Annotated in this window: 20 protein-coding genes, 3 pseudogenes and 1 riboswitch; of the genes and pseudogenes, 15 read left to right on the top strand and 8 right to left on the bottom strand. The window is 68.9% G+C overall.

All coding sequences use genetic code 11. From position 1 onward, the window contains the following. Window positions 1–1,963, bottom strand: a 1,963-nt coding sequence (locus OV208_RS25700) for a DEAD/DEAH box helicase (protein WP_267576537.1), incomplete at its 3' end; no start/stop codon positions are given. A gap of 903 nt (window positions 1,964–2,866) precedes the next feature. On the opposite strand from OV208_RS25700, the pseudogene OV208_RS25695 reads away from it, so the two are divergent. From OV208_RS25695 to OV208_RS25675, 5 genes and pseudogenes are all read left to right on the top strand, one after another. After that, a pseudogene (locus OV208_RS25695) lies at window positions 2,867–3,139 on the top strand (DUF2239 family protein); the annotation flags it as partial. A 70-nt stretch (window positions 3,140–3,209) separates the two neighbouring features. After that, window positions 3,210–3,398: a DUF2239 family protein gene (locus tag OV208_RS25690; RefSeq protein ID WP_267576536.1), complete on the top strand. Its 189-nt coding sequence runs from the start codon at window positions 3,210–3,212 to the stop codon at window positions 3,396–3,398. Then, window positions 3,395–3,733 (top strand): annotated as a pseudogene (locus OV208_RS25685) (hypothetical protein); the annotation flags it as partial. The gene OV208_RS25690 and the pseudogene OV208_RS25685, both read left to right, overlap by 4 nt. Window positions 3,734–3,965: 232 nt before the next feature. Further along, complete coding sequence (locus OV208_RS25680) at window positions 3,966–4,487, top strand: MDR family NADP-dependent oxidoreductase (RefSeq protein WP_267576535.1); 522 nt, start codon at window positions 3,966–3,968, stop codon at window positions 4,485–4,487. 79 nt (window positions 4,488–4,566) lie between these two features. Next, window positions 4,567–5,022, top strand: a complete 456-nt coding sequence (locus OV208_RS25675) for a nuclear transport factor 2 family protein (protein ID WP_267576534.1) — start codon at window positions 4,567–4,569, stop codon at window positions 5,020–5,022. Between the two features lie 25 nt (window positions 5,023–5,047). Here the strand turns inward: OV208_RS25675 and OV208_RS25670 are convergent, their stop codons facing one another. Next, window positions 5,048–5,860, bottom strand: coding sequence for a DUF4328 domain-containing protein (locus tag OV208_RS25670; RefSeq protein ID WP_267576533.1), 813 nt, complete (start codon window positions 5,858–5,860; stop codon window positions 5,048–5,050). A gap of 83 nt (window positions 5,861–5,943) precedes the next feature. Between OV208_RS25670 and OV208_RS25665 the strand changes: the two genes are divergently transcribed. Continuing rightward, complete coding sequence (locus tag OV208_RS25665; RefSeq protein WP_267576532.1) at window positions 5,944–6,870, top strand: LysR family transcriptional regulator; 927 nt, start codon at window positions 5,944–5,946, stop codon at window positions 6,868–6,870. A gap of 67 nt (window positions 6,871–6,937) precedes the next feature. Here the strand turns inward: OV208_RS25665 and OV208_RS41405 are convergent, their stop codons facing one another. From OV208_RS41405 to OV208_RS25655, 3 genes and pseudogenes are all read right to left on the bottom strand, one after another. Then, window positions 6,938–7,270 carry a putative quinol monooxygenase gene (locus tag OV208_RS41405; RefSeq protein WP_420715049.1) on the bottom strand — a complete coding sequence of 111 codons (333 nt, stop codon included), beginning with the start codon at window positions 7,268–7,270 and terminating at the stop codon, window positions 6,938–6,940. Beyond that, window positions 7,250–7,579: pseudogene (locus OV208_RS41400) on the bottom strand (putative quinol monooxygenase); the annotation flags it as partial. The gene OV208_RS41405 and the pseudogene OV208_RS41400, both read right to left, overlap by 21 nt. 298 nt (window positions 7,580–7,877) lie before the next feature. Beyond that, window positions 7,878–9,314: a PLP-dependent aminotransferase family protein gene (locus OV208_RS25655; protein WP_267576530.1), complete on the bottom strand. Its 1,437-nt coding sequence runs from the start codon at window positions 9,312–9,314 to the stop codon at window positions 7,878–7,880. Window positions 9,315–9,397: 83 nt separating this feature from the next. On the opposite strand from OV208_RS25655, the gene OV208_RS25650 reads away from it, so the two are divergent. After that, complete coding sequence (locus OV208_RS25650; protein ID WP_267576529.1) at window positions 9,398–9,859, top strand: cupin domain-containing protein; 462 nt, start codon at window positions 9,398–9,400, stop codon at window positions 9,857–9,859. Between the two features lies 1 nt (window position 9,860). Here OV208_RS25650 and OV208_RS25645 read toward each other — a convergent pair whose 3' ends face one another. Together OV208_RS25645 and OV208_RS25640 are read right to left on the bottom strand one after the other, a co-directional pair. After that, window positions 9,861–10,682, bottom strand: coding sequence for a hypothetical protein (locus tag OV208_RS25645; protein ID WP_267576528.1), 822 nt, complete (start codon window positions 10,680–10,682; stop codon window positions 9,861–9,863). 13 nt (window positions 10,683–10,695) lie between these two features. Next, window positions 10,696–10,992, bottom strand: coding sequence for a hypothetical protein (locus tag OV208_RS25640; protein ID WP_267576527.1), 297 nt, complete (start codon window positions 10,990–10,992; stop codon window positions 10,696–10,698). Between the two features lie 106 nt (window positions 10,993–11,098). Here OV208_RS25640 and OV208_RS25635 point away from each other — a divergent pair, with 106 nt between their 5' ends. The 3 genes from OV208_RS25635 (at window position 11,099) to sthA (ending at window position 14,877) form a co-directional block, all read left to right on the top strand. Then, window positions 11,099–11,770, top strand: coding sequence for a hypothetical protein (locus tag OV208_RS25635; RefSeq protein ID WP_267576526.1), 672 nt, complete (start codon window positions 11,099–11,101; stop codon window positions 11,768–11,770). 135 nt (window positions 11,771–11,905) lie between these two features. Continuing rightward, the gene (locus OV208_RS25630) at window positions 11,906–13,408 is read left to right on the top strand and encodes a PPC domain-containing protein (protein WP_267576525.1); all 1,503 of its coding nucleotides are present in this window, start codon (window positions 11,906–11,908) and stop codon (window positions 13,406–13,408) included. 71 nt (window positions 13,409–13,479) lie between these two features. After that, window positions 13,480–14,877 carry a Si-specific NAD(P)(+) transhydrogenase gene (sthA, locus tag OV208_RS25625; protein WP_267576524.1) on the top strand — a complete coding sequence of 466 codons (1,398 nt, stop codon included), beginning with the start codon at window positions 13,480–13,482 and terminating at the stop codon, window positions 14,875–14,877. Between the two features lie 77 nt (window positions 14,878–14,954). Here the strand turns inward: sthA and ahcY are convergent, their stop codons facing one another. Next, window positions 14,955–16,385: an adenosylhomocysteinase gene (gene ahcY / locus OV208_RS25620; protein WP_267576523.1), complete on the bottom strand. Its 1,431-nt coding sequence runs from the start codon at window positions 16,383–16,385 to the stop codon at window positions 14,955–14,957. An 87-nt stretch (window positions 16,386–16,472) separates the two neighbouring features. Continuing rightward, window positions 16,473–16,545: riboswitch (S-adenosyl-L-homocysteine riboswitch) on the bottom strand. 331 nt (window positions 16,546–16,876) lie between these two features. On the opposite strand from ahcY, the gene OV208_RS25615 reads away from it, so the two are divergent. From OV208_RS25615 to OV208_RS25595, 5 genes are all read left to right on the top strand, one after another. Further along, the gene (locus OV208_RS25615) at window positions 16,877–17,185 is read left to right on the top strand and encodes a hypothetical protein (protein WP_267576522.1); all 309 of its coding nucleotides are present in this window, start codon (window positions 16,877–16,879) and stop codon (window positions 17,183–17,185) included. A gap of 38 nt (window positions 17,186–17,223) precedes the next feature. Beyond that, entirely contained in the window at window positions 17,224–17,640 is a 417-nt protein-coding gene (locus OV208_RS25610; protein ID WP_267576521.1) for a DUF1036 domain-containing protein, read from the top strand. A gap of 114 nt (window positions 17,641–17,754) precedes the next feature. Next, a complete protein-coding gene (locus OV208_RS25605) occupies window positions 17,755–20,568 on the top strand; it encodes a cation-translocating P-type ATPase (RefSeq protein WP_267576520.1) in 2,814 nt (937 codons plus the stop codon). A 118-nt stretch (window positions 20,569–20,686) separates the two neighbouring features. Then, on the top strand, window positions 20,687–21,985 hold the full coding sequence (locus OV208_RS25600) for a universal stress protein (RefSeq protein WP_267576519.1): 1,299 nt from the start codon (window positions 20,687–20,689) through the stop codon (window positions 21,983–21,985). A 96-nt stretch (window positions 21,986–22,081) separates the two neighbouring features. Beyond that, window positions 22,082–23,137: a zinc-binding dehydrogenase gene (locus tag OV208_RS25595; protein ID WP_267576518.1), complete on the top strand. Its 1,056-nt coding sequence runs from the start codon at window positions 22,082–22,084 to the stop codon at window positions 23,135–23,137. Window positions 23,138–23,139: the final 2 nt, after the last annotated feature.

The following is a 23,139-nucleotide window of genomic DNA, read 5'->3' as shown; positions in this document are numbered from 1 at the left end:
TGACGGGGACGCTGTCCAACCGGAACTTCTCTTCGATGAGTCGAGCCAACAGTTCCTGCATGGCACGAGAGAGGACGAACACCAGCGCCTTCTCCGCTCGTTCGCCATGGCCCTGGCTCTCCACCCTTGCCAACAGCTCCAGACAGAGTCGAGTCTTCGGGCTCTCCCGAAGAGCGGTCTCGACCGACATCCCTCTTGAGTCCGAAAGCAGGGCGGGATGCTGGTAGAGCTTCTGCAGCGCGGCCAGTGACCAAAACGCACCTCGCTTCGGCGCCTGCTGCGCAATGAGCCGCTCCTGCTCTTCCTGGAGGGCCGTCATCTCCACCGCATTGCTTTGATAGATTTTCGGAGGGAGGTCCTTGAGAGCCTGCGCCTTTTCACGGCGCAGAAGCGTGCATTCCTCCGAAGGATATCCCAGCCGGAGTCGAAGGCTCGCGCCGCCCTGGTCCCCGGAGTGATCCGCACGAAAGGAGGACCGCGCACCGAAGACACGTGGTTCTCGGCTCTGGATCGCATCGTAGACGGCCCAGACGTCGAACAACTCGTTCTCGACCGGAGTGCCCGTCAGGGCGATCGCGAAGGACCGCTTGAGCGCACGGGCAGCACGGGCGCGCAACGTGTCGGGGTTCTTGAGGTTGTGCGCCTCGTCGAAAACGACGACGTCAAAGTCCACTTTCAACAAGGAGCGCTGATAGGCCCCGAGCGTCTCGTAGTTGGTGAGAATCAACTGTTGCTGCGAGAGGAACTCGGTATTGAGTCCATCACCACGCTTGACGGCGCGAAGATCCGCGCCATGGAGAATGAAGGGATTCTCCCAAACGTGTTCCTGGAAGAAGCGGGCGAGTTCCTGCCTCCAGTTGTCGAGCAAGATCGTGGGACAGACCACCAGTTGCGGACGCACACCACCACCGCTGCCAAGCAAACGGAGGGTCAGGAAGCAGGCGACCTGCAGCGTCTTTCCGAGCCCCATGTCATCCGCGAGCAGAACCCCCGGAGAATTGGTCTGGGCGTGGCGCCACAGCCATGCAAGCCCCTCCTGTTGGTGGGGCTTGAGCGCAACTCCTGGGCAGAAGGCGGTTCGTAGAAGGTCCCACGGCACTGGATTCGAACTCTTCGGAAGCCTTCCCGAACCCTCTTTCGTTGCACCCAATTCGAGAACAATTGCAGCCTCCCTCCCTTGGGAACGCGGCCCTGCCTCCAGCGCCACGCCGGACTCACCACCCTCGGGAGGCTGCTCCGACAATTTGAGCGCCGTGCGGAGCTGGCGACCCAGGGCTTCGCTGGGAAGGATTCGGTGCCCTCCAACGGTCAGGGCGCTGGTGGGTGCTTGCTTCAGCGCAGCGTCATTTCGCGTCAGGAGGTCCATCGACTCCTCGCGCGACCGCAATTGGATGCGGAGAGGTTCCGACCCGTCACCCTGCCCGACATGAATCGTCAGCCCAAAAGCATCGGAGTCCGTTGGGGGATCGATCCAGATGAGACCGCTTGCCTCTCTTCCCGCCCCTGGCTGTCTCCCACGGATGAGCTCAAAACCCGCGACTCGCTGCGAGTACTGCGAAAGGTCCAGGATGGAGTCAACGTCCCGCCCTTCGGGAACAAGGAGCGTGGGGTCTTCCATCTCCTTCGCCACGTCGCCCACAAGACGGCGCTGCAACGGACGAGCCTTTTCCAGCACCTCTTCCGCCCCCTCAGGAAGCAAGAGGGGTCGACGACTGTCGCTGCCTGCAATTCCCCCTGAACGGACCGAGGACAGGGGCAAGGGAGCCTGCGCGCCATCCTTGAGAACAGCATACGAGCGTAAGGAGACAACGTCTTCGGCATCCGGCTCTGACTCCCAACGCAGTCCCACCCGGCTCACGACCTGAGGTTCGAAGGTCTTGAGGAAGCCTGAAGGAGTGAAGTGGATACGACCTCCCATCAACTGGGACGCGTCGTCCAACAGGCTGCGAAGTCGCGCCAGCACCGACAGTTGTTCCTGTGGCGAAGCATGGGTCGCGGTGCGCGCTTCGGAACAAGCCCATGCCGCTGTTGGAGACAGAGGGAGGGCCTTTCCATCCCTGGACGTTACAACCCAGGGAAGAACCTCCCATCCCCCCGGGAGCGGCTCGTCATCGATTCGTACCTTGTACTGCGTCCGGGATCCGCCCGGAACGCCTACAACGTCGCAGCGAATGTCCTGCCGCTCGATCCCGAGCAGGTCCATGAGCAAGTGCTGCAACGAGGCCCATTCCTCACGAAGACAGTCGCGTTCTTCCTCATCCGCGCCTTTGTCAATAGGGCGGCCGAGCGAGACCCATTGCTCCCTTTGCAAGCGAAGCTCCTGGACGTCGCACCAGCCCTTTGACGTCCACTCGTCCCGTCGGAGGCGGACGCGAGAAGCCAGGTCAGGGGCAAGATTGAGCAGGGAGATGCACAACTGGTCGGACTCAATGGACCAGCGAGGGGACGAGGCGTGAGGGCTTGAGTTCACGGGCCTGGCAGGGAGCCTTCAGTCGAGACTGACAAGCATTCCAGATTGCCCCAGGGTTTGAAAGCCCAGGCCAGGAAGCCCGCCTCCCATGCCCGCCAATCCCCGTCTACCTCTGTGGATTGCCATAGGGCCTCAAATCTACCCACCTCACCAACCAGCAGTTCAATAAATCGAAGCAATTCACACGCCGGGACAGGAACTTCCGTCCTACCTCAGCAGAAGGGGTCGCCAAGGAACCAGGTCCGAGATCAGGAGCGCAACGCTGAGCGGACCATTGGCCTTATTGAGACTGCGGATACCATCGGTTGACCGCCGCCCTCTCCGCTCCCAGAAGCCCTCGGCCCATCGCAGGACGGGCACGAAGCACACCAGATATTACCCGGGTAATATCTGACCATGCCTTCGCCTTCCGCCTGCTGGACCGCCTTCGCGGGACAGCGACTGTTTGCCTCCGGCCCTCCGGCGAAGGTCGTCACTGCGGCCCGCCACGCGCTCGACGCGGGCGACTCCGAGCCCCTCCTGCCGTTCGATGAAGCCACGGGCCGACCGGTCGACTTCCACCTGCGCGGCTCGCTGGAGGAGGTGCTCGCCCGCCTCCAGCCGGCGCCCGCGCCGACGTCGGATGGAGCCGACGAGCCTCAAGGTCCCGGACGTCCAAGGCTGGGCGTGGTGGCCCGCGAAGTCACACTCCTGCCCCGGCATTGGGAATGGCTGGCCACCCCAGCCGGGCGGCGCCTCCGTGACGCTGCGCAAGCTGGTAGAGGCCACTTGCGCGACCCATGGCGATGCCGACCGCGTCCGTCAGGCCCAGGCTGCCACGGGCCGCTTCATGACCACGATGGCCGGCAACGCACCGGGCTACGAGGAAACGGCCCGCGCACTCTATGCCGGCGACCACACCCGCTTCAACAAGTGGACCCGCGCATGACCAGAGGACATCCGCGACTGCGCGCGGCGCCTCGCGGCCCCCGCGTTCGCCAGGGAGGTGCCGTGAGCTCTCCCGTCAATCGCCAGTGGGTGCTGCGGGCCCGTCCCCGGCATGAGGTCTCCGACCACTGCTTCGAGCTGCGCGAGGGGCCGGTGCCCACGCCTGGGCCCGGCGAAGGGCTCGTCCGCGTCCTCTGGCTGGCCATTGAACCCACCCAGCGCACGTGGCTCAACGAACGCGCGACGTACACCCAACCCGTCGCGCTCGGAGAGGTGATGCGCGGCGCGGGTGTCGGCCGGGTCATCGCCTCCCGGACGGAGCGGATCGCGGTGGGCGACCACGTCGCGGGACTGACGGGCTGGCAGGACTACGTGTTGACCGGAGATGCGGGCCTCTTCGGCTTCAACAAGGTGCCGGATGGCATCGACCCCAAGACGATGTTGAACCTCTACGGAGCGAGCGGGCTGACCGCCTGGCTCGGCGTCACCGACATTGGCCGCGCGGCGGCGGGGGAAAACGGTCCTGGTCTCCGGCGCCGCAGGCAGCGTCGGCTCCATCGCGAGACAGGTGGCCCGGCTCCGGGGCTGCCGCGTCATCGGCATCGCGGGTGGACCTCGCAAGGTGGACTGGGTCACCCGGGTCGCCCGGTTCGACGCGTGCATCGACTACAAGTCCGAGGACGTGCGAGCGCGGCTCAGGGATCTGGCGCCCCAGGGCGTGAATGTCGTCTTCGACAACGTGGGCGGCCCGGTGCTGGAGGCCGCGTTGGACCACCTCGCGCGCGATGCACGAGTGGTGCTCAGCGGCTCCATCGCCTCGGGCTACAAGGACGACAGCTACGGCGTCGCGCCCCGCAACTACATGCAGCTCGCCTTCCAACGGGCGCGGATGGAAGGCTTCATCTTCCCCGATCACGTCTCGCGCTTCCCCCAGGCCTTCCGCGAGCTGTCCACCTGGTCCGCCCAGGGGCAGCTCGTCTGCGCTGAAACCCTCGCCGAGGGACTGGAGCAGGCGCCCACGGCCCTGCGGGGCCTGTTCGAAGGCCACAACCTGGGCAAGCAACTGGTGCGTGTCGCCGCGCCAGACTGAGCACCAGGCCGCGCTTGGACGACCGACGGGCGGATGTGCTTCGCTCGCCCGAATCCTCCACCTACGCCGGGAGCCGCGGATGAACCTCCAGACCACGCTGACCACCGTCCTCGCCATCGCCGCGAGCAGCGCGGAAGCACGTGACCCCGCGCAGGACGAGCGCGACCTGCTCAAGGTCGAAGCGGCCCTCTGCCGTGCCTTCGAGACCGGCGATGCCGACACCCTGCGCAAGAGCCTGGATGCGCGCTTCACGCTCACGGACTCGCAGGGCACGGTGACGAACCTGGAGCAGAACCTCGCGGAGGTGGTGAAGAAGGATCCCGTCTACGAGGTCTTCCGCAACCACCATCAGAAGATCCGCCTGTACGGCGACGCCGCCATCGTCACCGGCATCACCACCCTCAAGGGCCACTCCGGCAAGACGCGCTTCGAAGGCGACTTCCAGTTCACCGACACCTGGGTCCACCGCGAAGGCCAGTGGAAGCTCGCCGCCAGCCACGTGACCCGGATGCCCAAGCCAGCTCCCACCCCGTGAGCCTCTTCGGCGCGCCCCGCCTGACTCACGCCGCGACGGGCGCGTCCTCCTCCGTGGGTGGAATGTACGGAGCTTCCATCCCCGCGCGGCGCCGGTCGAGCTGCTCCTGGATGACCCGGAGGATCTGGATGCAGCAGACCACCGTGACGACGGAGCACAGCGTCGTGCCGAGGCCAATGGCATAACTGGCGGAGGCTGGCGCCCCCTCGATCGTCCCGACCTTGTCGAACGTCTGTTGCTCCACCCGGTTGAGCAGTCGGGCCAGGATGTTCGTACCCCACCAGAGCGACAGCGGCAGGCTGGCGGCCAGATAGGAGCCCCCCACCTGCTCCGCGATGGCCTTGACGATCTGATAGGGCTTCACGAGGCTCGCGAAGGGAATAAACCAGAAGGCGACCGCCCAGCCCGGACTGGTCCCGATGTCCTGACCCCAGGCCTTGAGCTGACGCACCACCCGGTGCAGCCACATCAAGAAGAAGATCTGCCCGACGATCTCCATCACTCCACTCCCGATGGACAGCAAGCCATACAGGACCCGCATCTCGTCCAGGTCCACGCTCCCCTCGGAGCCGAAGACGCCCCAGAGTCCCAGGGGAAGGGCCAGCGCGGTGATGGCGGCGGAGGTGCCCAGCGCCCAGGTCGCGCGCCGCGCGCGGACGCGTGAATCCGGCACCGCCAGCGCGGCCTGCCGCGAGCACTCGCGGCACTGACCGCCCTCGCGTTCGCACCAGGAACAGGCATACCTGCCACAGCGCTCACACGTCCGCACCGCCTCCCGGGCGGGATGGCTCGGACACATGGGCTGGGATTCGACTTCCCCCTCGACGGCATTGAGCATGTGGAAGGAATCAGGCCACTTCTGGCAATCCTTCGTCAATCCACCCCGGGTCCTGGAAAGGCGCGTCCTGGAGTCCGCGCGGGTTGCCTCCCCACCGGCGACGGGCGAGCCTGCGCCGCATGGAGATGCATCAGGTCCGGTACTTCCTGGCGGTGTCGGAGGCGCACAGCTTCACCCGCGCGGCGGAGCGCTGCCACGTGTCACAGCCCACGCTGACCGCCGCCATCAAGAAGCTGGAGGTGGAGCTGGGCGGGCCGCTGCTCCTGCGCGACCGGGGTGGCGCGAAGCTCACGCCCCTGGGCCGGCTGGTGTTGCCCCGGCTCCAGCGCATCGACGATGAGAGCCGGAGCGTGGCGCTCATCGCGGAGAACCACCGCCGCCTGAAGCAGGTGCCCCTGCGCGTCGGGGTGCTGTGCACCATCGGCCCCGCGCGCCTGTCCGGCTATCTGGCGGCGTTTCGCGCCGTGGCGCCCGGGGTGGAGGTGGAGCTCCAGGTCGGCACGCGCGACAAGGTGCTGCGACACCTGGAGGAAGCGGAGGTGGACCTCGTCATCACCCACGCCGCCGCGCCCACGCCCGACTGGTGCGTCGTCACCCCGCTCTACGACGAGCGCTATCTCGTCGTGCTTCCCCCCGGCCATCGCCTGGCCGCGCAGGACACCGTGCGGCTGGCGGAGCTGTCCGACGAGCCCTACATCGACCGGCTCTCCTGCGAGATGCGCGAAGAGGTCGGGGCGCTGTGCACCTCTCGCAAGGTGGCGCTGTACGCCAGCTACCGCACCGAGCGCGAGGAGTGGGTGCAGAGCCTGGTCGCCGCGGGCGTCGGCTTCGCCTTCATGCCTGAACACTCGCTGCTGCCCGGCGCCGCCACCGCGCGTCCCCTCGTCGAACCGTCGCTCCAGCGCACCGTGTCCCTGCTGCGCTCCGGGGACCGCACCGCGCCGCCGGTCGCGAAGCTCTTCTGGCGCACCCTGCTGGAGAGCGCGGGCCGCCCGCGCCCGGGCACCTGAAATGAAGCCGGGCACGAGTCACCCCAGGAGGTGACCCGCGCCCGGCGTCCTCACGGCCGGAGGACGCTCAGCGCTTCACGGCGAGCACGTCCACCTGTTCGATGACCGGCGGCTTCGCGAGCAGCTCCGGCGCCTGCGCCATCAGGGCCGCGGCCACCTTGCCGCCCAGGTGCGCCTGGCGACCCGCCTCGTCGGGGAACGTGTCCACGATGCCGAACGTGGTCGGCGACAGGCGCAGCGCGTACCAGTGCAGGGTGGCCGGCTCGTCGCGCACGATGGCCAGCCCGCCCTCCAGGAACTTCTGCACGTCGCCCTCCTTGCCCGGCTTCGCCTCCAGGATGACGACCAGCGCCTTCTGGTCGGTCGCATCCGGAGTGCCCGGAGCCTTGACGGCGAGCAGGTCCACCTGCTCGATGGACGGAGGCGTCGACAGGAGCTCCGGCGCCTGCGCCATCAGGGCCGCGGCCACCTTGCCGCCCAGGTGCGCCTTGCGGCCCGCGTCGTCGGCGAAGGTGTCGAAGATGCCGAAGGAGGACGGACCGAAGCGCAGCGCGAACCACTGCGCCGTCGCCGGCTCCTCGTGGACCAGGGGCAGGCCTCCCTCCAGGAACTTCTGCACGTCGCCCTCCTTGCCCGGCTTCGCCTCCAGGCGCACCAGCAGGCCCACGTGCACGTTCTCCGCCTTCTGCGATTGCGTCGTCGTCGTCATGGATTCACCCGTCGTGCTCTTGTTGGAAGACGCGCAGCCCAGCCCCATCAGCGAGGTGGTCAGCGCGAGGAAGGTCATGCGGTACGGCGTCAGGAAGGCATTCATCGAAGGCTCCAGGGTCCAGGGGGAATCGGAGTGCGCCGGGGCGTCACCGCGACCGCGACGTGGACACATATAGACCTCGCCTCCGGCCACCGTGAGGGCCCTGGCGCCAATGGATCGATAGTCATCACCTATGCATGAAAGCCTTCGGGGTGACGGCCGGGGGCGGCAGGGAGCCGCGCAAGCCACCTCGCGCTCAGGGCCCGCCCGACGCCGCGGCCAGGCACGCCCCCAGGCGCCGCGTTGCCTCCGGGATGCGCGCGGTCGGCAGCGAGCCATAGCCCAGCACCAGCCCGGGCCGGGCGCGGGGGCCGGCGTAGTAACGCGAGAGCGTGACGAGTCCGACATCCGCCGCCCGGGCCCGCTCCACCGCCTCCCGCTCCAGCTTCAAACCGCCCCGCCGGAAGGTCGCGCTCAGATGCAGGCCCGCGAGCGACGGCACGACCTCGAGCCATTCCGCGCAGTGCCGCGCCAGCCCCTCCTCCACGCGCGCATGTCGCTCCGCGTATTCGCGCCGCAGCTTCCGGATGTGCCGCGCGAACATGCCTCCGTCGATGAAGCGCGCGAGGGCCGCCTGTTCGGCGAACGGACCGTGCCAGTCCATCACGCGCCGGGCCAGGCGCAGCTCCCGCTGGAGTGAAGGGGGCGCGATGAGGAATCCCATCCGCAGCCCCGGGAGCAGCACCTTCGAGAACGAGCCGACGTAGAGGACGCGGCCGGAGCGGTCCAGGCCGTGCAACGTCTCCAGGGGGCGGCCTCCGAAGCGGAACTCGCTGTCGTAGTCGTCCTCGACAATCACCGCGTCGCGTTGCCTGGCCCACTCCAGCAGCGCACCGCGCCTCGCGGGAGACAGGGGCATGCCCAGCGGGAACTGGTGCGAGGGCGTGACATAGACGAGCCGCGCGGAGTCCGGCAGCGCCCGCACGTCGAGCCCCTCCGCGTCGACGGGAACGGGCACCACGCGCGCCCCCAGGGAGTGGAACACCTGACGCGCGGGGGGATAGCCCGGCTCCTCCACCGCGACACAGTCTCCCGGTTCGATGAGCACCCGGCCCACCAAATCGATGGCCTGTTGCGCGCCATTCGTGATGAGGACGTCCTCCACGTCCGCGTGGACCCCTCGCGCGACGCCGACGTGCCGGACCACCGCTTCTCGCAATCCGCGATGCCCCACCGCGTCCGCATATCCCGCGGGCAGCGCGGCGGCGCGGAGCTGGCGCGCCACCAGCCGCCGCCACGTATCGAAGGGGAAGTGCCGGGCATCCGGCACCCCGACGTCGAAGCCATAGCCCGTCGGAGGCCGACGCTCGGGTGCATCCGGCTGCTCGCGCCAGAAGGCCCGGGCCCGCAGCCGCACGCGCGAGGCCTGTCCCTTCCGGGCCTCCCGGGGAAGGGGTTCGCCCTGCACGAAGCTGCCCGCCCGCGTGCGCGCTTCCAGGAGTCCTTCGGCGGTGAGCCATTCGTAGGCCAGGCTCACGGTGTTGCGGGACACGTCCAGGCGCAGCGCCAGCTCTCGGGTGGGCGGCAATCGCTCCCCTCTGCGCAGGCGCCCGTCGAGGATGGCCGCGCGCAGCTCCCGGTAGATGTTCCCGGACAGGTCCCTGCGGTCCTGGAGGTCGACGTGGAAGTCCATGCGGAATGCTCCCACGGATTGGTCCAATGGGATTCAGCATTCCTGGCCCTGCCACGGGTCCAGGAACAAGGCACCCTGCCGTCATGAACCCATCCATGGACTTCGCGTCGCACCCCATCGACTCCGACCGCATGCAGTGGACCCCGATGGGGCCTCCCGGGCTCTCCTTCAAGCCGCTCCGCTTCTTCCGGGACGGCAGTGGCTGGATGTACCTCTTCCGGCTGGAGCCCGGCACCCGCATCCCCCGGCACCGCCACACCGGCGAGGCGCACGGCTTCAACGTCGCGGGCCGCCGCCAGTTGCTCGACACCGGCGAGGTGATTGGCCCGGGCACCTACGTCTACGAGCCGCCCGGCAACGTCGACAGTTGGCAGGTCGTCGGTGACGAACCGGTGGTCCTGCTCATCAACGTGCGAGGCGCCATCGAATACCTGGGCCCGGACGGCGAGGTCCTCGGACGGGTGACGTCCGCGGACCGGCTGGAGACCTACCGGCGCTGGTGCGAGGCGAACGGCACGGCGTTCCTCGCCACCGTCGAGGAATGATTCAGGGAACGCGGATGCCGTGGCGCAGGAGCGGCGCCTTCACCTGCGCCTCCACCGTCTCGTGGGTTACCGCGATGTAGTCCTGGGACTCCATCCAGCCCAGCGCGTTCACGTGCTCCAGGAGGAAGCCCTCGCGGGTGACGCCCTCCTTCGTGGAGCTGCGAAGCTTCTCCCAGAGCGGCGCCTGGGCATCCAGCGTCCGCCGGGCGACGCGCCCCAGCCGCTCCTTCTCCGCGGGCCCCAGCTCCGGGGCAATCCAATCCAGATACAGGAACCCGAGCCGCCCGTGCAGCGCCTCCTCCTGGACGAGCGTCGTGAGCACGGCGCGCGTCAGGGGATGCGACGTCGCGCGCAGGCAGCCCGACAGCAGCGCGAAGGAGAGCGTCTCCCCCACGCAGCACACCTGGACGATGAGCTCGCTGGCGCGCTGGAGGAAGGTGAGCGACGGGTCGAAGGCCACGGCGAAGGCCGCCGGGTCGTACGACAACTGGGTGCCCCCGCCCAGGCACATGGCCATCCGCGCGCACAGCTCCACGTGGTGGATCTCCTCGGAGGGGAAGCGCGCCGCCAGGCTCCACAGGTCCAGCGGGACACGCGCCTCGCCCAGCACCTGCACGAGCTGTCCCATGACCGTGGCGCTTCCGAACTCGTTGAGCGCGCGCAGGGTCCAGGAGTGCCGGGCCCGCTCCACCAGCAGCGGCGGGTAGCAGGACGGATCCATCGACGCCCAGGGATAGCGCTGCGCGAGGTCCCCCGTGGCCCGCTCATGCAGGGTCAGCGCGGGACCGTCCGTCAGGTCGATTTCAAAGAGTTCGGAGGCCATGGCTCGCACCGCCCTACGGATTCACCAGGGTCCCGCCATCCGTCCCGGCATCCGCGCCCGCGTCGGCGTGCTGCTGGGGCTCTCCGTTCACGCCGTTGCTCGGGTCGCAGTCGTCATCATAGAAGCCGCCGTCGTAGATGCAGGGCGCCGGGTTGGTGGTCATGAAGGGCTCGCACCCGGAGACCGCGAGGGCCGCACCGGCGGCGGAGGCGGCCTGGAGCATCCGGCCCCTGCGGCGGCGCTCCGGCGCGGCGGGCTCGGACGGGGTGGGAGGTGACGACGCATCCTGCTTCCGGGGGAAATCGCTCATGGCTCACTCGCGCTTCGCCGGCCCGACAGCTCGCGGAGAATGCTACCCGAAGCCCCCGTGACGTGTCATTCCACGCGGGCCCGAAATCTTGAAAGGACACACGCCAATGCCCCCCAGGCCCACCCCTCCGCCCCAACTCCAGACGGCCCCGGAGAAGCTCCAGGAGTTCGTCAGGAATCTGCTCACGCTCGACGTGGAAGAGCCCTGGGACGAGCGCTCCCAGGTGAAGCAGACCGGCTCCGCGACGTGGACGCCGTCCAATCCCTACACCCTCGTCATGGGGCCCCTGGAGGTCGACGGCAACGTCCTCGTGTCGACCGGCAAGCACGACGACGGCGTCCTCATCGTGTTCGGCGACGTCACCTGCCGGAACCTCTACGTGGGCGTCGGGTTCTCCTTCGTGTGCACCGGCACGCTGCGCGTGCGCGAAGCGCTCGTCACCCGGGCCGCGGACAGCATCGCGTACGTGGCGGGCGCCGTGGAGGCGGAGCTGCTCGACTCCGGCTCGGGCGCGTGGCTCACCCTCTTTGGCGACCCGTCCCTGCTGCGCGTGAAGCACCTCACGCACTACGTGATGCACGGGCGCACGCCCATCAAGCCCCCGAAGCAGCCCGACCTGCGCACGCTCGTGGTCCCGGAGGTGCTCGACACCGAGGAATGGGATTCGCTCTCCGCCGAAGAGCAGGCAGAGGAGTCGCCGGAGGCGCTCATCCAGTTGGACACCCGCGCCGTCCACAAGCGCCTGATGAGCGGCGCCAGCCTGTTCCTCGCGCCCTGAACCACGCTGGATTCCACCCACTCCGGGTATGAATCCATGTCAGACACGACTGCTAGGTTGCTCCTTGTCTGAAGGCTTGCGGCGACGGTTTTTCGCGGCCTCGGGCGCAACGATTTCTCAAAAAAGGAGCAACCCTTGAAGCGTCTCGCATGGAAGGCGTTCGCGGCTGCATGGCTGACGGTCGCACTGACGGGCTGCGGAGCGGAGCTGGAAGAGGGGGCCCTCGAAGCCGGCGTGGAGGAGGAGCAGGCCCCGGTGAAGGAGAAGGGCCCGCCTCCGACGGAGCGGGTGTTCGCGCTCGCGGGCTGCACGGGGCCCATTCCGCTCACCAGCAACACCCCGGTGAGCAACCTCTCCGCGAACACGGGGGAATGGTCCTGCACCTATACGCTGACGGTTCCGGCGGGCGCCGTGAACCTCCGCTTCGACACCAGCACCACGGGGACGGGAGACGCGGACCTGTACGTGAAGTATGGCGCGGAGCCGACGTCGGGCGTGTATGACTGTCTTTCCAATGGGAGCAGCAGCGCGGAGTCCTGCGCCATCACCACCGCGCAGGCCGGCACGTACTACGTGAAGGTCTATGGCTACTCCGCCTTCTCCGGCGTCAAGCTGACGGGCGCCTACACGCCGTCGGGTTCGGCGGGCTGCACCAGCAGCACGACCCTGACCAACGGCGTCCCGGTGGGCAACATCGGCACGTCCGCGGGGAGCTGGTCCTGCATCTACGTGTTCTCCATCCCCACGGGCGTGACGAGCGTGCAGTTCGTCTCCGGCGGGGGCACTGGCAACGGCGACCTGTACGTGCGCCGGGGTTCCTCTCCGAACGAGACCACGTACGACTGCAAGTCCTCCGGATACTCCAACACGGAGACCTGCACCCTGACCGCGACCCAGCCCGGCATCTACTACGCGCGGCTGTATGGCCAGGGCACCTTCTCTGGAGCGAGCCTGACGGCCAGCTACTCCATCACCGGCTATCCGGGCTGCACCAGCACCAGCGAGCTCCTCAACGACTCGCCCGTGTACAACGTGGGGGCCGCCGCCGGCAGCCTCTCCTGTGACTACACCCTCACCGTGCCGACGGGGGCGACGAAGGTCGTGTTCTCGCAGTACGGAGGCTCCGGGGCCTCGAGCCAGCTCTACGTGAAGCGCGGCAGCGCGCCCACGCCGTCGTCCTACGACTGCACCAACTCCCTGACCTGCACCATCGCTTCGCCCACGGCGGGCATCTGGCACGTGCGCGTCTATAACTCGTCCCAGTCCGGGACGCTCTCCGGGGTGACCCTGCGCGGCATGTACATGCCCGGCAGCGGCGGTGGGAGCACGGTGCTGACGAACAACCAGGCGGTGTCCAACCTGTCGGGGACGGCGGGCTCCCTGCGCTACTGGACCATCGTCGTGCCGTCGGGTCAGTCCTACCTGGACGTGACCACCACCGGCGGGACGGGTGACTCCGACCTGTACGTCCGCAAGGACACGCAGCCGACCGAAGCCCTCTACGACTGCCGGGGCTACGTCGGGGGCAACGTTGACCAGTGCCGCATCAGCTACCCGTCCGCGGGCACCTACCACGTGATGCTCCGGGGTTACGCCGCCTACGACGGGGTGCAGCTGAAGGCCTCCTACTCACCCTGAGGAAGCAGGCAGGCCCGGCCCCGAGGCAGCTTTCTTTCCTCGAGGCCGGGGTGGGGAAACACTCCCGCCCCATGAGTGCTCGGCAGTTCGACGTGGTGGTCCTCGGCTCCGGTCCGGGCGGTGAAGGTGCTTCGATGAAGGCGGTGAAGTCCGGCCGCCGGGTGTGCTCCGTGGAAGAGAGCCCCCTGGTGGGCGGCGCCTGCACCCACACAGCCACCATCCCCTCCAAGGCGCTGCGCCACGCCATCCAGCGCCTCATGGACGTGCAGCAGGACCACCCGGAGCTGCGGGCGGAGCTGGCGCGGCACACCACGCTCAAGGACATGATGCGCGCCGCCACCACGGTGGTCTCCAAGCAGGTGCAGCTGCGCAGCACCTTCTACGAGCGCAACCGCGTGGAGCTGGTGGTGGGCCGCGCGCGCTTCCGGGACGCCCACACGGTGGAGGTGACGGAGCCTCGTGGCTCCGTGGAGCTGATGACGGCCGGGGCGTTCGTGGTGGCCACCGGCTCCCGGCCCTACCACCCCAAGGGCGTGGACTTCCGCCACCCGCGCATCTTCGACTCGGACACCATCCTGCGGCTGCGCGAGTCCCCGCTGTCGATGATCATCTACGGCGCGGGCGTCATCGGCTGCGAGTACGCCTCCATGTTCCGGATGCTCGGCGTGAAGGTGGACCTGGTGAACACGCGCGACCGGCTGCTGTCGTTCCTGGACGACGAAATCTCCGACGCCCTCTCCTACCACCTGCGCGAACAGGGCGTGCTCATCCGCCACCAGGAGGAGATGACGCAGGTGGAGGCCCACGACAACGGCGTGGTGCTGCACCTGAAGAGCGGCAAGCGGCTCAAGGCCGACGTCTTCCTCTGGGCCAACGGCCGCTCCGGCAACAGCCAGGACCTGGGCCTGGAAGCGCTGGGCATCGCGGTGGATTCGCGCGGCTGCATCCAGGTCAACGACGCGTACCAGACGTCCGTGCCCCACATCTACGCGGTGGGGGACGTGGTGGGCGCCCCGTCCCTGGCCAGCGCCTCCTATGACCAGGGCCGCTTCGCCGCCACGCACATCGTGGAGGGCAGGCTGGAGCACAAGCTGGTCAAGGACATCCCCACCGGCATCTACACCAGCCCCGAAATCAGCAGCCTGGGCCGCACCGAACGCGAGCTCACCCAGGCGGGCGTCCCCTACGAAGTCGGCCACGCCTTCTTCAAGAGCCTGGCGCGCGCGCAAATCACCGGCCGCACCGTGGGCATGTTGAAGCTGCTCTTCCAGCGGGAGACCCGGGAGATTCTGGGCATCCACTGCTTCGGGGACAACGCCTCCGAAATCATCCACATCGGCCAGGCCATCATGGCGCAGGAAGGGCCGGGCAACAGCATCGACTACTTCATCAACACCACGTTCAACTACCCCACCATGGCGGAGGCCTACCGCGTCGCCGCGCTCAACGGCCTCAACCGCCTGTTCTGAACGCGCAGCCCTGAAACGACGAAGGGCACCGCGGGCGACATGGCCCACGGTGCCCCGGGTGTCACGGCCCTCCGCGATCAGTAGCGGTAGGAGTCCTGCTTGTAGGGACCGGACTTCTCCACGCCGATGTAGTTGGCCTGCTCCGGCGTCAGCTCCGTGAGCTGCGCGTTGAGCTTCTTGAGCTGGAGGCGGGCGACCTTCTCATCCAGGTGCTTGGGCAGCACGTACACCTTGCCCACCTGGTACTTGTCGCTGTGCGAGTACAGCTCGATCTGCGCGATGGTCTGGTTCGCGAACGAGCTGGACATCACGTAGCTGGGGTGGCCGGTGCCGCAGCCCAGGTTCACCAGCCGGCCCTTGGCGAGCAGGATGATGCGCTTGTTGTCCGGGAAGATGACGTGGTCGACCTGGGGCTTGATCTCCTCCCACTGGTACTTCTCCAGGGAGGCGACCTCGATCTCATTGTCGAAGTGACCGATGTTGCAGACGATGGCCTGGTCCTTCATCTTGGCCATGTGGGCGTGGGTGATGACGCTCTTGTTGCCCGTCGCGGTGACGAAGATGTCCGCCTTGTCCGCGGCGTAGTCCATCGTCACGACCCGGTAGCCTTCCATCGCGGCCTGGAGCGCGCAGATGGGGTCGATTTCCGTCACCCACACCTGGGCGGACAGCGCGCGCAGCGCCTGCGCTGAGCCCTTGCCGACATCGCCGTAGCCGGCGACGACGGCGATCTTCCCGGCGATCATCACGTCCGTGGCGCGCTTGATGCCGTCCACCAGCGACTCGCGGCAGCCGTACAGGTTGTCGAACTTGCTCTTCGTCACGCTGTCGTTGACGTTGATGGCGCGGAACAGGAGCGTGCCCTTGACGGACATCTCCTGCAGGCGGTGCACGCCCGTGGTGGTCTCTTCCGTGACGCCCAGGATCTTCGCGCTCTTGCGCGAGTACCAGGTCGCGTCCTCGGCGAGCTTGGCCTTGATGGAGGCGTACAGCTCACGCTCCTCCTCGCTCTCCGGCTTGGAGAGGAGGGAGAGGTCCTTCTCCGCGCGCTTGCCCAGGTGCATGAGCAGCGTGGCGTCGCCGCCGTCGTCGAGGATCATGTTCGGACCCTCGTGGTCGCTGCCGGCGGGGCCGAACTCGAAGATGCGGTGGGTGAAGTCCCAGTACTCCTTGAGGGACTCGCCCTTGTGCGCGAACACCGGCGTGCCGGCCTCCACCAGCGCGGCGGCCGCGTGGTCCTGGGTGGAGAAGATGTTGCACGACGCCCAGCGGACTTCCGCGCCCAGAGCCTGGAGGGTCTCCACCAGCACGGCCGTCTGGATGGTCATGTGCAACGAGCCCGTCACGCGCGCGCCCTTGAGCGGCTGCTGCTTCGCGTACTCGTCACGGATGGCCATGAGCGCGGGCATCTCGCTCTCGGCGATGCGGATCTCCTTGCGGCCCCAGCTGGCGAGCTTGAGGTCGGCGACGGCGTAATCCTGCTTCTTCTGCGGGGTGGCTGCGGTCATGGAATGGCTCCGGGTCCAGGTGGGGCGCCGTCCTGGCGAGAGAGGACATCAGGCCCAGCGGCCGGACTCACCCTCGCCAGAAACGCGTACAGGTGAGCGCCGTTGGGTCAATCGGCTTCGAGCCTGGGGCCGGGAGGGCCTCGCAACGCTCCTCGAAGTCGCGGGGGAAACTACGGGAAGGCGCCCCGAATTTCAAAGGGAGATTGCCGGCCCGGGGGTCGGCGACGGTCGCACGCGGGGGTGCCCTGGAGGACACCCGCTCGCTTGTCCCGCCTGCCTGCCTGCCGACAGGGCCCAGGGGGTGGGTGGAAGTGCCCTCCAGGGCACTCCGCCGGAAGGCCGGGGCCTCCGGGCTCCCCCGGATTCCCTGTTCCAATTACAAACATCCACTCCCAGCACAACAGCCCGCGCTCGCGCGAATAAAGAAAGACACCGCCGTAACTGCCAATGACAGCCCGCGGTGGGGCTGCATTTCCAATGGAGGCGGCACAATGAAGAAGCATGCAACGTTCATGGCCCTGGGCCTGACGGCGCTGGCGGTGGGCTGCGGTGACGGTGCCCGGGAAGGAGCCCCGTCACCTTCGCCCGCTTCGCTCCAGGCCGCGCCGTCGCAGGACCGCCCCTCCGAACAGGAACTGGCGGCCACGCGGACCTCCGCGCCCGTGACCGCGGTGCCGGTGAAGTACGTCATCGCTCCGGACTCCGCGCCCCACGTGCGCATCTCCGCGGGCGTGGAAGCGGCGCGGCCCGAGTCCCCCGGACTCACGGGCTCCGACAGCCCCCGGCGTTCCCCCAGGTAGCTCCACCCGGCATCGCGTCACCTTCCAAGGAGGTTCATGTGTCGAATCAAAAGTTCGCGGCGGCGATGGCGTTGGCTTTGGGGCTGGGCATTTCGGGCCAGGCCCACGCGTGGATGCAGTACTGCAATGGCACCAGCATCACGCTCTGGACCACGTACCAGTGGTATGCGCCGTCGTGCGACCCCACGGGCGGCAATCCCTGGCAGAAGCAGGGCTGGTGGAGCCTGAACCCGGGTGAATGCAAGGTCGTCTTCGGGCCCAGCCTTCCCAGCCGCTACTCGTACTACTTCGCGGAGGGCGGCGGTCAGGTCTGGGCTGGCACCTATTCCACGTGCACGCCGTACGCCGCCTTCAACTACTGCGACAACATCTGCAACACCAACGCGCGCAGCCTGGGCTACCGGGAGTTGGATACGGGCACGTCCACCAACTACACGCTGACCTTCACGCCCTGAGCCCACGCGCCCTGGAGGGCCAGGGGCGGCCGGCCTTGCTGGCCGGGGCTCCAACGGCGGCCTTCCGGGGTTTCGTGGCCCCGGCGTTGCCACCTTCCTTCCGGGAGGTACGCCATGCAGCAGGGGCCACACACCCGGAAGCAGCCGGGCATCCAGGGTGATGGGGCCCCGTCCGTGCCGTGGCACGCCCTGCCTCCCGAGGCGGTGCTGGAGCGACTGTCCAGCACCGCCGAGGGGCTCACGGAGGAGGCAGCCCGGGAGCGCCTGGCCCACTTCGGCCCCAACGAGGTGAAGCGCGAACGCGGCGACAGCGCGTGGAAGCTGCTGTGGCGGCAGATCAACAGCCCGCTCATCTGGGTGCTCATCGCCTCCGCCGTGCTGGCCATCCTGCTGGGCAAGGTGACCGACGGGCTGGTGGTGGCCGCCGTCGTGGTGCTCAACACGCTCATCGGCTTCGTGCAGGAGTACCGCGCGGGCAAGGCCATCCAGGCGCTGGGCCACATGGTGCCGGAGTCCACCACCGTGGTGCGCGACGGCCGCCCGGTGGACCTGCCTGCTTCGAAGCTGGTGCCCGGCGACGTGGTGCGACTCGCGTCCGGAGACCGCGTGCCCGCGGACCTGCGCCTGTTGCACTCCCGCAACCTCCAGGTGGAGGAGGCCGCCCTCACCGGGGAGTCCGTCCCCTCCAGCAAGCACTCCGCGGCCGTCGCCGGGGACGCGGAGCTGGGGGACCGCGCGAGCCTCGCGTTCGGAGGCACCCTGGTGACCTCCGGAACGACGACCGCGGTGGTGGTCGCCACGGGGAGCGCCACCGAGCTGGGCCGCATCTCCCACATGCTGGAGCAGGCCGCCGACCTGACCACGCCGCTCACGCAGGAGCTGGCGCGGCTGGGGCGACTCATCACGCTGGGCATCGTCGTGCTGTCCGCCGTGCTGCTCGTCGTGGGGCTCGGGCGCGGGTACACGTTCAGCGACGCCGTGCTGGTGTCCATCACCCTGGCGGTGGCCGCCATCCCGGAGGGGTTGCCCGCCATCGTCACCATCGCCCTGGCTATTGGCGTGCAACGCATGGCGACCCGCCGCGCCGTCATCCGCAAACTTCCCGCGGTGGAGACGCTGGGCAGCACCACCGTCATCTGCACCGACAAGACGGGCACCCTCACCCGCAACGAGATGACCGTGCGCGCGCTGTGGACCCCGCGCGGGCACCATGAGCTCACCGGCGTGGGGTACGCGCCCGCGGGGCAGCTCCTGAGCGAGGGACAGCTCCAGGACACACCGCCCGACGACGTGCGCGCGCTGCTGGTCGCGGGCGTGCTGTGCAACGAAGCCTCGCTCCAGTCCCAGGAAGGACGCTGGCGGATGACCGGCGACCCCACCGAGGGCGCGCTGCTGGTGGCCGCGGAGAAGGTGGGCCTGGGCGTGAGTGACCTGCGCGCGCGCCATCCCCGCCTGGACGCCATCCCCTTCGAATCGGAACAGCAGTTCATGGCCACGCTCCACGAGGACGGGGTGGACGGCCGCGAGCTGTTCATCTTCCTCAAGGGCGCACCGGAGGTGGTGCTGCGCCGCTGCGCGCCGGAGACGGACGCGGACGGCGTGCTGGCGGAGGTCGAACGCATGGCCCGGCAGGGGATGCGCGTGCTCGCGGTCGCGCGCAAGGACGCGCCCGGGGCCACGTCCCTCCCGCTTCGCGACGTGGAGGACGGCTTCAGGCTGCTGGGCTTGCAGGGGATGATCGACCCGCCCCGCGAGGAGGCCGTGGAGGCGGTGAAGGGCTGCCACACCGCCGGCATCCGCGTGAAGATGATGACCGGGGACCACCTGGCCACGGCGGAGGCCATTGGCATCCAGTTGGGCATCCACACCCCGGGGCGTTCGGGCCTCACCGGCGCGCGCCTGTCCGAACTGGACGACGCGGCCCTGACCCAGGCGGTGATGGACACGAACGTGTTCGCGCGCGTGGCCCCCGAACACAAGCTGCGCCTGGTGCGCGCGCTCCAGGCGAAGGGGCACGTGGTGGCGATGACGGGCGACGGCGTCAACGACGCCCCCGCGCTCAAGCAGGCGAACATCGGCGTGGCCATGGGCATCACCGGCACGGCGGTGTCCCGCGAGGCGGCGGACCTGGTGCTGACGGACGACAACTTCGCCACCATCGTCTCCGCCGTGGAGGAGGGCCGCCGCGTCTACGACAACCTCATCAAGTCCCTGGCCTTCGTGCTGCCCACCAACCTGGGACTCGCGCTCATCCTCCTCATGGGCGTGGCCTTCTTTCCCATCCAACAAGCCGCGGGCGTGCACGTGCCGCTGATGGCCATGCGCCCCACGCAGCTCTTGTGGATCAACCTGGTGGCCACCGTCACGCTGGCGCTGCCGCTCGCCTTCGAGGCCCGCGAGCGCCACGTCATGTGCCGTCCACCGCGCGCTCCCGACGCACCGGTGCTCAACCACTTCGTGGTGATGCGCACGGGGCTCGTCGCGCTGCTGATGGCGGCGGGCGCCATTGGCCTGTTCCTCTGGGAGTTCTCGCGGCAGGGAGGAGCCCAGGCCGCGCTGGACCCCAGGCCCCTGGCCGAAGCCCAGACGATGGCGGTCAACACCGTCATCAGCTTTCAAATCTTCTACCTGTGGCTGTGCCGCACGCTGAGCGGTTCGATGCGCGAGGTGGGCCGGTTCAGCAACCGCACCGTCTTCGTGGGCATCGCCACGCTGGTGCTGCTCCAGGCCGCCTTCATGTACGTGCCCTTCTTCCAGCGCCTCTTCGGCACCGCGCCGCTGTCGCTCGGGGCCATCGCCCGCTCCGTGCTGGCCGGCGCCGTGGTGCTGCCCGTCGTGGGGTTGGAGAAGTGGCTGCGCTCGCGAAGCGCCAGGCGGACCGGACGGGACGACTCCCTTCCCAGGGGCCGGGCCCGGCTGCCCGCCTGACGCGCCCATCCCGTGCAGGCAGGAGGCCCGGCACGCGCCCGTGCCCGCCGCCCCTCGGCCGATGAGGGCCCCGGGGGATGGCTAGCTTCAAAGACATCCGCCACCCGGAGGCCTTCCCATGACCATCGCCTGCGCCACCCTGCTCACCGACACGTCCCGGCGTGCCGGTGAGACGGCGGTCCTCCTCGCCCGGCGGATGGGCGTCGCCCTATGCCTGGTCCACGTGCTCCCCGCCAACGCCGTCCGGACGCTCGGTCAGCCCATCTGGGAGGCCACGCAGGCCGCGTTGCTGGAGGAGGGCCGGCGGCTGGAGGCCCTGGGAGGCGTGGCCGTCGACCGGGTGCTGCTCACGGGCGAGCCGGAGAAGGCCCTGGCGGAGCTGGTGGTGCAGCGCGGCCTCCAGGGGGTGGTGGTCGCCGCGCCTCGCAAGGACACGCCCTTCCTGGGCCTGGGGGGCACGGTCGACCGGATGGCGCAGGCCCTGGAGGTGCCCCTCCTGGTGGTCCGGGACGGCACCGCCCTGGAAGCGTGGGCGCGCTGCGAGCGTCCCCTGAAGGTGATGTTGGGGGTGGACCGCTCCCGGCCTTCCGAGGCCGCGCGGGATTGGGTGAAGGAGCTCGAGCGATTCGGACCGATGGAGGTGGTGGGCGGCCGGGTGTTCTGGGCCTCCGAGGAATCGGAGCGCCTGGGGCTGGTGCATCCGCACAGCTACAAGGACGTGTCGGAAGAGCTGCGCGAAGCCCTGATGCGGGAGGTGTCCACCCTGCTGGAGCCACTGCGCGGGGAGGACGTGACGGTGCGCGTGCGGCTGGAGCCGGGCCTGGGCCGCATCGCGGATCACCTGGTCGCGATGGCCACCGATGAGCAGGTGGATCTGCTGGTGGTGGGCACACACCACCGCAAGGCGCTCGCGCGGCTGTGGAGCGTGTCGCACCACGCCCGGCGACTGGCCCCCATGTCGGTGGTGAGCGTGCCCGTGCCCGCCACCGAACAGGGCATGGGCGAGGAGCCGCCCCGGGTGCGCACGGTGCTGGCGACCACGGACTTCCTGGCGGCGGGGGACCGCGCCATCGCGTATGCCTTCGCGCTGACGCCTCCCGGGGGCACGGTGCACCTGCTGCACGTCGAACCCGCGCGGGCGACGCCGGAGCAGCTCCAGGAGGCCCGGCACCAGTTGGAGAAACGCGTGCCCCGCTCGGAGCACGAAGGGGACCATCAGGTGAAGCTGTCGGTGCTGACCGGCGACGACGTGGCCGGGGTCATCACCCAGGCCGCCGAGCGGTATGGCGTGGACCTGCTCTGCCTGGGGACCCATGGCCGGGGCGGCGTGAGCCGGGTCGTCCTGGGCTCGGTGGCCCAGCAGGTGATGGCCCGCAGCGACCGGCCTGCGGTGACGGTGCGGATGCCGCGCGTGTGAAGCACCCGGTGGCCGGCCTTCGCATCCCCCGAAGGCCTGACGCCACATGAGCCGTGCTGGGGATCCATCCGGCGCGCACGCGCCAGGAGCAGCCCCATGCGAGCAACCGTGTTTCGAGGTGTCAACCAGGTGGGCGTGGAGGAGGTCGAACGTCCAAAGGCCCACGCGGGCGAAGCCATTGTCCGGGTGACGCTCACCACCATCTGCGGCACCGACGTGCACATCGTCAAGGGCGAGTACCCGGTGAAGCCCGGGCTGACCGTGGGCCATGAGATGGTGGGCGTCATCGATGAGCTGGGCGAAGGCCTCACCGGCTACCGCGTGGGGGACCGCGTGCTGGTGGGCGCCATCACGCCGTGCGGTCAGTGCCGGGGCTGCCTGGGGGGCCACCCGGCCCAGTGCGGACACGGCTCCGGCATCGAGGCCGCGGGCGGCTGGCGCCTGGGCAACACGCTGAACGGCGTGCAGGCGGAGTACGTGCGCGTGCCCTTCGCGCAGGCCAACCTGGCCCCCATCCCGGATGAGCTGAAGGACGAACAGGTGCTGCTGCTGGCGGACATCGCTTCCACCGGCTTCAGCGGCGCGGAGTCCGGAGGGGTGCGCATCGGAGACGCGGTGGTGGTCTTCGCGCAGGGCCCCATCGGGCTGTGCGCCTCCGTGGGCGCTCGGCTGCTGGGCGCGTCACTCGTCATCGGCGTGGATGGGGACGAGACGCGTCTGGCCATGGCGCGCAAGCTGGGCGTGGACGTGGCCATCGACTTCCGCGACCAGGACGTGGTGGCGGAGGTGAAGCGCCTCACCGGCGGCGGCGTGGACGTGGCCATCGAGGCGCTGGGCACGCAGCAGACCTTCGAGAGCGCGCTGCGCACGCTGCACCCTGGCGGCACGCTGTCCAGCCTGGGCGTGTACTCCGGCAAGCTGCAGATGCCCTACGACGCGTTCGCCGCAGGCCTGGGCGACCATCGCATCGTCACCACGCTGTGCCCCGGCGGCAAGGAGCGCATGCGGCGGCTCATGGAGATGGTGCGGACAAAGCGCGTGGACCTCACGCCCCTGTTCACGCACCGCTTCGCGCTCAAGGACATCCGCGAAGCCTACGAACTCTTCAGCCAACGCAAGGACGGCGTGCTCAAGGTCGCCATCCGCCCGTGAGC

The organism is Corallococcus sp. bb12-1 (genome assembly GCF_026626765.1).
GTDB classification, from domain to species: Bacteria; Myxococcota; Myxococcia; order Myxococcales; family Myxococcaceae; genus Corallococcus; species Corallococcus terminator.
This window is presented reverse-complemented; position numbering and strand designations above follow the sequence as displayed.

Bases quoted from the DNA above. Each gene is read 5' to 3' on its own strand.
- OV208_RS25675 (WP_267576534.1), top strand. From the start codon at position 4,567: ATGAACCTCCAGACCACGCTGACCACCGTCCTCGCCATCGCCGCGAGC.
- OV208_RS25670 (WP_267576533.1), bottom strand. From the start codon at position 5,860: ATGCTCAATGCCGTCGAGGGGGAAGTCGAATCCCAGCCCATGTGTCCG.
- OV208_RS25655 (WP_267576530.1), bottom strand. From the start codon at position 9,314: ATGGACTTCCACGTCGACCTCCAGGACCGCAGGGACCTGTCCGGGAAC.
- OV208_RS25650 (WP_267576529.1), top strand. From the start codon at position 9,398: ATGAACCCATCCATGGACTTCGCGTCGCACCCCATCGACTCCGACCGC.
- OV208_RS25645 (WP_267576528.1), bottom strand. From the start codon at position 10,682: ATGGCCTCCGAACTCTTTGAAATCGACCTGACGGACGGTCCCGCGCTG.
- OV208_RS25640 (WP_267576527.1), bottom strand. From the start codon at position 10,992: ATGAGCGATTTCCCCCGGAAGCAGGATGCGTCGTCACCTCCCACCCCG.
- OV208_RS25635 (WP_267576526.1), top strand. From the start codon at position 11,099: ATGCCCCCCAGGCCCACCCCTCCGCCCCAACTCCAGACGGCCCCGGAG.
- sthA (WP_267576524.1), top strand. From the start codon at position 13,480: ATGAGTGCTCGGCAGTTCGACGTGGTGGTCCTCGGCTCCGGTCCGGGC.
- ahcY (WP_267576523.1), bottom strand. From the start codon at position 16,385: ATGACCGCAGCCACCCCGCAGAAGAAGCAGGATTACGCCGTCGCCGAC.
- OV208_RS25615 (WP_267576522.1), top strand. From the start codon at position 16,877: ATGAAGAAGCATGCAACGTTCATGGCCCTGGGCCTGACGGCGCTGGCG.
- OV208_RS25605 (WP_267576520.1), top strand. From the start codon at position 17,755: ATGCAGCAGGGGCCACACACCCGGAAGCAGCCGGGCATCCAGGGTGAT.
- OV208_RS25600 (WP_267576519.1), top strand. From the start codon at position 20,687: ATGACCATCGCCTGCGCCACCCTGCTCACCGACACGTCCCGGCGTGCC.
- OV208_RS25595 (WP_267576518.1), top strand. From the start codon at position 22,082: ATGCGAGCAACCGTGTTTCGAGGTGTCAACCAGGTGGGCGTGGAGGAG.